We start from the raw sequence: 12496 nt of genomic DNA, 5'->3' as shown, positions 1-12496 counted from the left end.
ACCAGAATTATTTAATTATTAATAATTAATAATTGGGTAAAATCTTTTTATCGTCCTTATTATTCGTAATATTCTTTTTTCAAAATGGTATTACGGCGGATAATTAAGAGTTTGCTTCCTCGGCATAAATATTGCCGCCTAATCCACGCTATGCCTAGATTTAATATTCCTTTTACAAACAGTCTCTTATACCTCTAATTTAACTACAAGATACTACTAAATATTCCATTGAGTCCTTAATTAGCTTTTCTATAACAGTTTGACTAACTAAAGGTTTAGTGTATATAAAGTTAAAAGTTATTTTGTCTTGAAAAGTTGAAACATTAACATCAAAAACGCTACCAAAAATATTTATTGATGCACCAAAACTAATTTCTTCTAACTCAAGCTGACCATAGTCAGATGGAATTTTCACTTTGCCAATATTAGCTACTAATACAGAATTAGAAGTTTTTTCAGGATTTTCTAAACAGTATTCTAAAGCTTGACAAAAAGAAAAAACACCATTGTAAATTTCTCGTGTTTTTAATTTTGCTTTAATTTGGTCTGTAGCTTGTTTTGCCAAATCCCAAAATGACATTTTCTGATTAACTGTGTAAAAACAAGTTAAAGCAGAAATTAATACAGCCATATGTTCATCACCAATAGGATAATTTACTTTTCTCCTCATTTCTACAGGTGAAAGACAACTGAAATAAAAGTCTTTATCTTCTGGCTCTAAATGTTTAGCTAATGCCAACATCATTGCCGAACAAATAGCTCCTTGAACAGTAACTTTTTCTTGTTTACAACGTTGAATCAGTTGTTGACTCAAACTTGGATTTAATTGTTTTTGAATAAATCCACAGGTACGCTGTTGATGAGGTACATATTTTTCAAAAGGCAGGGTATCTATTTGTTGACTTGATGTTGATAATTCTGCATTATTATTTTCTATATGGTAATCATCAATTATTTCTTCCATAGAGGGAGGGTGTGCTAATTTATCAACTTCAGGAATTTGGTTATGTGAGACAATTTTTTGACAAAAACTCAAAATTTCTGAATGTAAATTAACAGCAGAAATAGCATCTATGACTGAATGATGAATTCTGGTAATTAAATAATTAGTTGTACTTTCTGCACTTGCTTTAACCAGAGTTGCTCTGAGCAAGACTTTTTGGTTTTCAAACTTTGTGTTTAATTCATTAACAAAGATAGTTTGCCAATATTCAGGTTCGGAATTCAAAATAACCTCTAAAGGTATTTTCTCTGTACCTTCAGTTTTAAACATTAAGTTATCCAAAGGTCCGACAATATGAGAATTTAATAGGGGATGCCGAAGTTGAACTAATAATAGCGATCGCCTTAAAACTTCTTGATCAAGAAATCCTTTGATTTTACCAACTACAACAACGTGCAATGTGTTGGCTTCGCGCTGAACAACTTCCCAGCCTTTTTCTATACTAAAAAGAGGTCTATCATTAGTCATATTTTTCTCCTAAATAATAGTAAGGGATATATAGCAAAAATCCCTGATATTTAGTATTAGACACCCTCATCAATAAACTTAATTGATAACGAAGTCAGAAGTCAGAATTTAGAAGTAATCACTGACGGAGTTTCAGTATTTATTGAGTAATTTTCTAACCTTTGCTTCAAGTGCTATAAGCTAAAATATTTACTTTAATATCTGGATTTTCCTTGACAAACCCCGTTTATACGTTAACTCTTAATCCTGAATTATTATCTTTTTGAACATAAGTATTTCCTGGAGAATCATGTAAAAAAAAGCCTCATATTTTAGCCTTTTAGCTAGATTATAATTACCGAATAATTAAGGTTTAAAGCCTCTTCTTTAAAGGATAAACAAGCGGTCTTTGCGGAGCATGACCTTAGGATGGGATGGCGAGGTTTCCCGCTTTTGCAGAGCCGCTACGCTTTTCATGTCGGCTCTTAGCCGAAATGCTATATCCAATCGACCAAGAGAGAAAAAATTTTCCTTTTATTAAATCCTCTTCCTTTTAGGGAGAGGTAATTATCAATTATCAACTATCAATTATCAATTATCAATTATTGAAGCTCGTCTTATCTTAAAATCAACAATTATTATTGATATATTTCAGATAATTTCTAGCATAAAGTAAGTTGCTCTTCAGTTAATATAAGCCTTCTTAAACAAATCCTTACTTAATTCATCAAAAAAACTGATAACCGATAACTGATTAAACTACTCACAAACTTCTAAAAATTCTCTTACCTGTGGATGGGTAACAAAATAATCCTCCAGCCAATCACAAGAACTTTTTAACAAATCATTTAACCCTTTCACGCGCCACAACTGTAAATCATTATCCGCTAAAGTTGCCACATATTTACCATCCAAACTTAAACCCTTTGCATTTTCAAATTGAGCTATTTGTCTTCCAGAAATATCCCAAACTCTCACAATTCCATCTTTTCCCATACTAATCACCTGTTCCCCATCAGCAGTAAAAGTCAAATTTTTCACACTACCAATATGACCTTTTAGATCAGTAATTTGATTACCCGAAAAATCCCATATTTTCACCATTCCATTACTATCTCCCGTAGCTATATACTCTCCTGATGGACTAAAACCAATACTCTCAACCCAACTAGAAATAATCTTTAATTCTGACACAAGCTGAAAAGAACTATCCCAAATTTTCGCAATGCCATCCTCTCCAGCAGTACCAATATACTGCCCACCAGGACTAATATCCACATCCAAAACACGGCCATTATGACCCTTTAACTCAGCCAACTGCTGACCAGAATTGTTCCAGATGCGAGCAACACCATCTTCTCCCACCGTTGCCAAACGTTGTCCATCGGGACTAAAACTAATCTGTTTTGCCCTACCCTCCTTACCCTCAAACTCTATTAATTCCTCTCCCGAAACCTGCCAAATTCTTGCTTGGCCATTATCTCCAGCAGTAGCTATGCGTTGACCATCAGGACTAAAACTCATATCGCCAAACATACCTAAATATCCATTGAATTGAGCTAAAGGCTTTCCAGAAATATCCCAGATACGGGCAACACCATCAACTGCCGCTGTTGCTAATCTCTGATTATTTGGACTAAAACTTACTGCCCTAAAAATACCAGAATTACCCTTAATTTTTGCGTCGTGATTACCCCCTAATTCCCAAATTCTGCCAGTACCATCTTCTCCCAAAGTTAATATTAATTCTCCATCAGAACTAAAATTGATTTCCCAAACCCGGCCTTGATGTCCTTGAAGATTGGTCAACAAATTGCCATTATTGTTCCAAATTTTCACACTACCATCACTACCTGCTGTAGCTAAACGTTGACCATCGGGACTAAAACTGACACTGGTGACAATTCCTTGATGTCCAGAAAGTGTCCCTAATAGTTGGCCAGAAACATCCCAAATATTAGCTGCTCCATCTTCTCCGGCCGTAACCAACCTTTTACTATCGGGACTAAAGCTAACATTCCATACCCCACCTTTAAGTTTTGCTAGGAGTTTACCGGAACGACGCCACCAAATTCTAATAGTGCCATCCCATCCAGCAGTAGCTAGATATTTTCCATCAGGGCTAAATATGACTTTTTCTACACTACCTTGATGTCCCCTAAGTCTGGCTAACTGTCTACCTGATCGACTCCAAATTCTGGCAGTACCATCCCATCCAGCAGTAGCTAAATATTTTCCATCAGAACTAAATGTGACATCTAAGATACGACCTTTATGTTTTTTGAGAGTAGCTATTTTCTTGCCTGAGATATCCCAAATTCTGGCAGTGCCGTCTTCTCCAGCAGTAGCTAGCAGTTTACCATTGGGACTAAAGGTAATTTGCCAAATTTGACCTTCATGGCCTTTTAGTTCTACTTGCTGCTTACCCAGAAAATCCCATATTATAGCTGTACCATCGTCTGCTGCTGTAGCTAGAAGGTCGCCTTCTGGAGCAAATTTAATTTTAGAGACTTTCCCCTGATGTCCTCTCAACTGAGAAATAGGCTGACCTGAGAATTTTAGGAGTTTAGCTGTACCATCATTGCTGACTGTAGCTAACAGTTGATTATTAGGACTTATGGCAATGTTTTTGATGTTGGGAATTTGGTTTTTTTCGTGAATCTTATTAAGAATTTGTTGTAAGGCAAATATCGGACTTGTGGCTGGATAATATTGGAGTGGGCGATCGCCTTTAATTAATTCTTGTAGTTCTTTCCCTGTTTGCATTGCTGATAGTAATGCTTCTATTTGTGCATTTTCAAATTGTCTGAGAGAGTTAATTCCTTGCCGTTCTAATTTTGTTCCTATTTGTGCTTCTTGTAGTTCGTATTTGGCTTTTTCTAGTTGATATTCTGCTCTTTGAAGTTGGTTTTGTTTATCTTGGAAAAGTTTGGTTGCCCAGGCAACGCCAGTTATAGCTACTATTGATACTATGGCTAATCCTGCTACTCCTATTTTTAGTTTTTTATTCTGACGTTTTGGGGATTTTTTAACTTTTTTGCGACTTACTTGATTATTTGGATTTTGATGATTATTGATTTTTTGTTTGGGTGTTTCTATCTGTTGCTGCTGTAGTTTAATTTTATTTTTCTGACGAGTATTTTTTTGTTTTGGCGTTTCTAGTTGTTTCTGTTGTGACTGAATCAGATTATTACTATGAGTTTTATGATTTTCTGAAATTTCCAAGTCAGAAAGATTTGCTCCTAAATCCAAGTTTGTTACTTGAGTGTTCAACTCATTTGACTCTAATGGATTTTCCAGTTGTTTTTGTTCTAAATTAATTCCATAATTACTATTAATTTTGTGATTTTTCTGATTTACCAAGTCAAAAATATTTGCTCCTAGTTGAAAATTTGTCACCTGACTGTTCAACTCATTTAACTCTAAGGGATTTCCTAGTGTTTTTTGTTCTGGATTAATCACACCATTACTATGATTTTTGTGATTTTCTAGAATTTCCGAGTTAGAAATATTTGCTTCTTTTTGCCAACTTTGCTCCTGACTATTCAAATCATTTAACTCTAATTTTTCCTGATCAACTACAGGAACAGATTGAGATATTTGTGCTAGAGATTTTTCTACCCATTCTTGATTAAAAATTTCTGCATAAATAGGACTATATACCTCTAAAAATCCCCGATTGATTTTTGCTAACCCCGACCTCAATAACTCTTTTATCTCCCATTTACTATTGGCGATCGCATCATTCTGAAATTTCTGATTATTTTCACCAGGTGGCTTTAACCTGCCATGTTTTAATAATTGTTGATATATGTCTAAATGACTTTTAGATTTCTGTATATTTCTCAGCAACAGATTTTGTATTTTGTTGAAATGAGCAGGGTAATCTTGTGCATCCCAATTTTCTATCACACAAATTTTTACTAAATCTTCTACTAAAGCTACATCATTATAATTTTCTTCTACCCCTCTTTCTCCTAGATAATTAATAACTATTTGACATAATTTTTGTGTTAAAAATGGTTGCCCGCCAGACCAAAATAATATTTCTTCCATAACTTTTAGTGGCTTTTTTACTATCCCTTCAAATCTGTTCACAAAATGGGCCACTTGTTCTATTTTGAAGCTAGTAAGTTCAATATGTTTACATACATCTACTAAATTATTAGGTATTGTTATCCCTAGCAAGGCAAATGTTAAACGTTTAAATGCTGGATTATTTGCTCTTTCCTGGAGACAATAATCCAGTAATACTCCTAAACTACCCCAACCAGAATTAACAACACTATCATCATTAACTTCATCTATAAAAATTACTATCCTTTCATTCTGAGTATTGGCTAGCAAGACTTCTTCAATAAACATAAATAATTTTTCATCTGCAGCCATATCTGCTGTTTCTTCCCACCATAATTCCGGGAAATGTCGAGGAAATATAAAAGTTTTCTCTAAAGTTAAAATTACTTGAATATACCATTCTTCTAGAGTTAAAAGTTGATTGTTAACTCTAGTCATGTCGAGCTCAATACAGATAATATTTTCTGCTTGTAAAAGTTGAATTGTCCTAACTTTTAAACTTGATTTACCCGTTTGTGGAGAACTTAATACATAACAATATTCACCCGCTTTCAAAGCATTAAATAATTCTTGGTCTGCCGCTCGTCTGACATAAGTGGGATGATTTGGTGTTAAATAATTACCTACTTGATAATTGTATTCTTGATTTTTTTGTATCATATTTATATTGAGTATCCTCATCCTAGCAACTTTATCAGATATAAGCTTTCAATCCCAATTAACTCAAAATTAAGCTTTTGCTCGACTATTATATTTTCAAAAATAAATTAGATATAATCAGGCTGAAAAATCGTCATTGCGACGATAGGAAGCAATCTCAGGGGTTGCACGAGATTACTTCCTTCCATTCCGTTCCAGTCGCAATGACTTACAATAACTAATTATCCAGATTTGATGTTAGTGGTAGGGGCGTTTCGCTACGCGACATATAAAACGTTTCGGCTAAGAGCCGACATGAATGCGGAGCATTCCCTAGGAAAGTTGTGCGTAGCTAATGGCCATTCGCCCCTACTGCTTTCAAAGTGGTATTAGACGGCATTAATTACTCGCTGTCAAAGGTATTTAACAATCCGTCGTAACGCACCACCATGATAATATCCGGTTAATTAAAAATGGTGCTTCAATAATTAATAATTAACAATTAACAATTAATAATTACCTATTCTTGAAAAGAAGAGGATTGGTTAAAAAGTTTTTGTTTGTAGTAGGGCTTTAGCCCGAACTATAGATAGGGATAAAGTCCTACTACGAACTCTAATTATAACTTCTATAGACCTAGCAAATAATTAATCATTATGAATAGAGAAGCATTTCAGTTATCAGTTATCAGTATCCCTAGCTCATAGGGAGGCTTTAAACCTTATTTTTTTGTCCAAACTATTAGTAGATAATTAACAATTATGAATAGAGAAGCATTAGTCGTTGGCATTAATTCCTACCCATTTCTCAAAAAAAAGAAACCTGGAGATTTAAACCTCAAAGCACCCGTCAAAGATGCTGAAGCGATCGCCGAAATGTTAGAAAAATACGGCAAGTTTCATGTACAACGTTTACCTAAAACTTATAACGAAGAAGGTCAAGCTAGATTTGTTCCTAATGGTCTTGTCAAAGTTAATGACCTAGAAAAAAGGATTATTAATTTATTTAATCCTCCATCAAAAAATGAAGTTCCTGATGTGGCTTTACTCTTTTTTGCCGGACATGGTTATTTGAAAGAAAAAGGAGGAATTCAAGAAGGATTTTTAGCTACCAGTGATGCTCAAATCAAAAATGAGAAATATGGTATTTCTTTAAATTGGTTAAAACAATTATTAAAAAATAGTCCAGTCAAAACACAAATAGTTTGGTTAGACTGTTGTTTTAGCGGAGAATTTTTGAACTTTCAAGAGGCAGATCCTGGTACGGGAAAACAAGTAAGTCGTTGTTTTATTACTGCTGCTCGTTCCTTTGAAACAAGTGTGGAACAAATAGATGGAGAACAAGGTGTTTTTACGGCTAGATTACTCAAAGGTTTAAATCCAGAAAATTCTGTAGATGGTTGGGTAACTAACTATATATTGGCAGATTCTATTAAAAAGAATATGCTAGATACTGCTCAAGCTCCTGTATTTCATAATTCAGGAAATGCGATTATTTTAACAACTAATAGTCCGACTCAACCTGTAGATGAACGTTGGCAAAATACTCCTCCTTATCGTGCTTTATCTTATTTCACAGAAAAGGAAGAAGATGCAGTATTTTTTCATGGCAGAACTAGGTTAACAGATGAATTAATTGACAAGGTAAGAACGAATAATTTTGTGGCAATATTAGGAGCATCCGGCAGTGGAAAATCTTCTTTATTAAGAGCAGGTTTGTTATATCAATTGAAAAGGGGGCAGAAAATATCAGGAAGTGATAGATGGGAATATCTAAATCCTTTTACTCCGACTGCAACACCTCTGGAAAATCTACAACAGGCAATTATAGAAGATCCCCCTAAATCCCCCTTGGAAAGGGGGACTTTGAAGGCTGCTTCCTTAGAAAGTGAAGACTCCCTCCTAACACAGGAAGAAATTCAAAACTCCCCCCTTCTTAAGGGGGGCTGGGGGGGATCTAAAACTGCACCTCAGAAATCAAATAATCCCAATAATCCCGATAATATAGAAGTAGAAAAACCAGAGAATTTAACAGCCAAATTAATCGACTTTATTCAGTCAGCAGACACAGAAAGAATCATCATAGTAATCGACCAATTTGAAGAATTTTTTACCCTCTGTGAAACTCACGAAAAACGACAGGAATTTTTCGATTGTTTTTTAGAAGCTCTTAGAAATGAAACTATTCAAAACAAACTTTGCTTAATCTTAGGAATGCGGGCAGATTTTCTCGACCAATGTTCAAAATATCCTGGTTTAGCTACTCAAATTAAAGAACATCAATTCTTAGTAACCCCTCTGGAAAAATCAGAAATAGAGGAAGCAATAAAAAAGCCAGCCGAATTAGTAGGGATGGGAGTAGAACCAGGATTAGTAGCCCAAATGACACAAGACTTTTTGCGAAATCCTGGTAGTTTACCTCTGCTCCAATATACTCTAGATGTACTTTGGAAATATGCAACTCAAGGAGAGGAGAAAACTAAATATTTAACTCTGGCAACTTATAGAAAGTTAGGTGGAATTAAAGGTACTTTAACCAAACAAGCTAATGAAGTATTTGAAAGTCTAACTAAAGAGGAAAAGTCTATTGCCAAGAGAATATTTTTAGAATTAGTTCAGCCTGGAGAACAAACAGTTAATTCGGGAAAAATTACAGATACTCGGAGAAGAGTCATCTTAGAAGAATTGCCTAATGAACAACATAGTTTAGAACTTTTGTTAGAAGTAAGTGATAAATTAGCTAACCCTAATAATCGACTAATTACCAAAGACAAATCAGAGAAAGGAACATTATTAGACGTTATTCACGAAGAATTAATTAGAAGTTGGGAAAAACTGAGGGAATGGGTAGAAGAATATCAAGAGGCTTTGCCATTAGAAAGGAAGATAGAAGCAGATGCGAAAGAATGGAAAAACCAAGGAGAAAAAGATGATTGGTTATGGCGAGAAGGACAGTTAATAAAAGCAGAAGAATATGTGACAAAATATGGGGATATGGGTTTGTTAGATGGATTTGCTTATGAGTTTGTTAGAGCAAGTCAAGAGTTGAGAAAACGTTGGGAAGTAGAAGAAAAAGAACGGAAAAAAAGGGAATTTGAACAAGAGCAAAAAGCTAGGAGGTTAGCTCAAAGACGGAATCAAATTTTGGTGATTTTTTCAGTTTTGATGACTGGGGTATCTGCTTTTGCTTTGGTTCAGCAATGGATAGCTAAACGTAGTCAACATAATACTGAAGTATCCTTCACTCGTCAGATGGCAGCACAAGCAGAGATTGTCAGAAATTATAACCGTTATGATACAAGTGTTTTGTTGGGAGTTCAGTCAATGAAAACAGTCGAAGAATTTAAAAAATGGCGAGAGTCTGGGTGGAGGAAAGTTGTCAGGAAATTCTTCGGCGATCAGTTTTTAGATATCCCCCAAAAAGCAGCCGATGGAGCTATCCGCAATGGACTAACTAAACTACCAGATCATCTGCATACCCTACTACACCAGGATGGGGTAAATGCAGTAGCCTTGAGCCCCGACGGTAAAACCATTGCCACTGCAAGTAATGATAAAACTGCCCGCCTCTGGGATGCTGACACCGGGCAAGAACTCTCTACCCTACTCCATCAGGATAGGGTAAGAGCAGTAGCCTTTAGCCCCGATGGCAAAACAATTGCCACTGCAAGTAATGATAAAACTGCCCGCCTCTGGGATGCTGACACCGGGCAAGAACTCTCTACCCTACTCCATCAGGATAGGGTAAGAGCAGTAGCCTTTAGCCCCGATGGCAAAACAATTGCCACTGCAAGTGATGATAAAACTGCCCGCCTCTGGGATGCTACCACCGGCCAAGAAATTGCTACCCTACTCCACCAAGATACAGTATGGGCAGTAGCCTTTAGCCCGGACGGCAAAACCATTGCTACAGGAAGTTATGACAAAACTGCCCGGCTCTGGGATACGAACACCGGCCAACAACTCGCCACCCTGAAACATCAGGACAATGTATGGGCAGTAGCCTTTAGCCCCGACGGTAAAACCATTGCTACAGGAAGTAATGACAAAACTGCCCGCCTCTGGAATGCTAACACCGGCCAAGAACTCGCGACTCTATTCCACCAGGACTGGGTAATAGCAGTAGCCTTTAGCCCCGACAGCAAAACCATTGCCACTGCAAGTTATGACAAAACCGCCCGCCTCTGGGATGCTGACACTGGCCAAGAAATTGCTACCCTACCTCACCAGGACTCGGTATATGCAGTAGCCTTTAGCCCCGACAGCAAAACCATTGCTACTACAAGTGTAATTACCGCCCGCCTCTGGGATGCTGACACTGGCGAAAACATTGTTACTCTCAACCACCAGTCCGATGTCTGGTCAGTAATTTTTAGCCCGGACGGCAAAACAATTGCCACTGCAAGTGATGACAAAACTGCCCGCCTCTGGAATGCTGACACTAGCCCAGAACTCCCTACCCTACTCCACCAGTCCAATGTCTGGTCAGTAGCCTTTAGCCCGGACGGCCAAACCATTGCTACTGCAAGTGATGACAAAACTGTTCGCCTCTGGAATGCTGAGAATGGTGAACAAGTGGCTACCCTAATCCACCAGGACACAGTAATAGCAGTAGCCTTTAGCCGGGACGGCCAAACGATTGCTACTGCAAGTTCTGACAATACTGCCCGCCTCTGGAATGCGAACACTGGCAAAGAAATCGCTACCCTACTCCACCAGGACTGGGTAAATGCAGTAGCCTTTAGCCCGAACGGCCAAACCATTGCCACTGCAAGTGATGACAATACTGTCCGCCTTTGGGATGCTACAACCGGCCAACAAGTCACTACCCTACTCCACCAGGACAGGGTATTTGCAGTAGCCTTTAGCCCCGACGGCAAAACAATTGCTACTGCAAGTAAAGACAAAACTGCCCGCCTCTGGGATGCTACAACCGGCCAACAAGTCACTACCCTACTCCACCAGGACTGGGTAAATGCAGTAGCCTTTAGCCCGGATGGCAAAACTATTGCCACTGCAAGTGATGACAATACTGTCCGCCTTTGGGATGCTGACACCAGCCAACCGCTCAATACCATAGTCCACCAGGACAGGGTATGGGCAGTAGCCTTTAGCCCCAACGGCAAAACCATTGCTACTGCAAGTTCTGACAAAACTGCCCGTCTGTGGGATGCTGACACCAACCAAGCCCTCGCTACCCTACTTCACCAGGACAGGGTAAATGCAGTAGCCTTTAGCCCGGACGGCAAAACCATTGCTACAGCCAGTTTTGACAATACCGTCCGCGTCCATTGGGTAATGACAAAAGATTTAATTGCAGAAGCTTGTAGTCGTCTTAGTCGGAATTTAACAGTGGAGGAGTGGCAGCAGTATATGAATAGTGGGTTGGATAAATATGAGAGAACTTGTGATCAACTTCCGGTTCATCGTAGTTTAATTGCAGAGGCTAAAAAGCTGGCAAAAACAGGAGAAAAAGAAGACATAAAAACAGCAGTTTCTATCTTGAAACGCGCCCAAGAATTGGATGAAGAAATTGACCTCGAGCCTGATACAAAAGCTAAAGAAACAAAACCGGAAATTGTGGCGAATAAGTTTGTTGCTCCTGTCAAAGTAGAAGAGGGTAAAAATTTAGCAAAAGAGGGAAAAATAGAAGATGCAATTAGTCTTTATAATGAAGCACAAAAATTAGATTCAGAGTTAGAAATAGCTGCTAATGATTGGGGAGAATTATGTAAGTTTGGCAGCTTAAATAATCAGGCTCAAGATGTGATGTTTGCCTGTGAAAAAGCAGTTCAGTTGAGTCCTGATGATGGTGGGATTCGGCGCATTCATGGTTTAGCGAGGGCATTAACTGGGGATTATCAGGGAGCGATTGAGGATATTCAAGTATATGTAGATTCGATGGGAGATGGGGAGAAAAAGGCAAAATTTGAAGGTTGGATAGAGACTTTGAAAAAAGGAGAAAATCCATTTACTGAGGAGGTATTGGAGGAGTTGAAAAATTAGGTTCGTAGTAGGGCTTTAGCCCCACTCCTTGATTTCGGGCTGAAGCCCTACTACAAGCAAATAAAGGTTGGATAGATACTTTGAAAAAGGGTGAAAATCCGATTACGTCCGAGGTATTGAAAGAGTTGAAAAATTAGGTTCGTAGTAGGGCTTTAGCCCCACTCCTTGATTTCGGGCTGAAGCCCTACTACAAGCAAATAAAGGTTGGATAGATACTTTGAAAAAGGGTGAAAATCCGATTACGTCCGAGGTATTGAAAGAGTTGAAAAATTAGGTTCGTAGTAGGGCTTTAGCCCCACTCCTTGATTTCGGGCTGAAGCCCTAC

General features: G+C 37.7%; 3 protein-coding genes. 1 reads left to right on the top strand and 2 read right to left on the bottom strand.

The genetic code is table 11. From position 1 onward, the window contains the following. Positions 1-199 precede the first annotated feature (199 nt). Positions 200-1471 carry a phthiocerol/phthiodiolone dimycocerosyl transferase family protein gene (locus tag ACP6PL_RS29670; RefSeq protein WP_426548961.1) on the bottom strand — a complete coding sequence of 424 codons (1272 nt, stop codon included), beginning with the start codon at positions 1469-1471 and terminating at the stop codon, positions 200-202. 738 nt (positions 1472-2209) lie between these two features. Beyond that, positions 2210-6187, bottom strand: a complete 3978-nt coding sequence (locus tag ACP6PL_RS29665; RefSeq protein WP_426548960.1) for a WD40 domain-containing protein — start codon at positions 6185-6187, stop codon at positions 2210-2212. A 740-nt stretch (positions 6188-6927) separates the two neighbouring features. On the opposite strand from ACP6PL_RS29665, the gene ACP6PL_RS29660 reads away from it, so the two are divergent. After that, positions 6928-12171, top strand: a complete 5244-nt coding sequence (locus ACP6PL_RS29660) for an nSTAND1 domain-containing NTPase (RefSeq protein ID WP_426548959.1) — start codon at positions 6928-6930, stop codon at positions 12169-12171. Positions 12172-12496 lie beyond the last annotated feature (325 nt).

Origin of the sequence: Dapis purpurea BLCC-M126 (assembly GCF_050015975.1) — a bacterium.
Classification (GTDB): domain Bacteria; phylum Cyanobacteriota; class Cyanobacteriia; order Cyanobacteriales; family Microcoleaceae; genus Trichodesmium.
This window is presented reverse-complemented; position numbering and strand designations above follow the sequence as displayed.

Excerpts from the sequence above, each read along its gene's own strand:
- ACP6PL_RS29670 (WP_426548961.1), bottom strand. The coding sequence starts at position 1,471 with ATGACTAATGATAGACCTCTTTTTAGTATAGAAAAAGGCTGGGAAGTT.
- ACP6PL_RS29665 (WP_426548960.1), bottom strand. The coding sequence starts at position 6,187 with ATGATACAAAAAAATCAAGAATACAATTATCAAGTAGGTAATTATTTA.
- ACP6PL_RS29660 (WP_426548959.1), top strand. The coding sequence starts at position 6,928 with ATGAATAGAGAAGCATTAGTCGTTGGCATTAATTCCTACCCATTTCTC.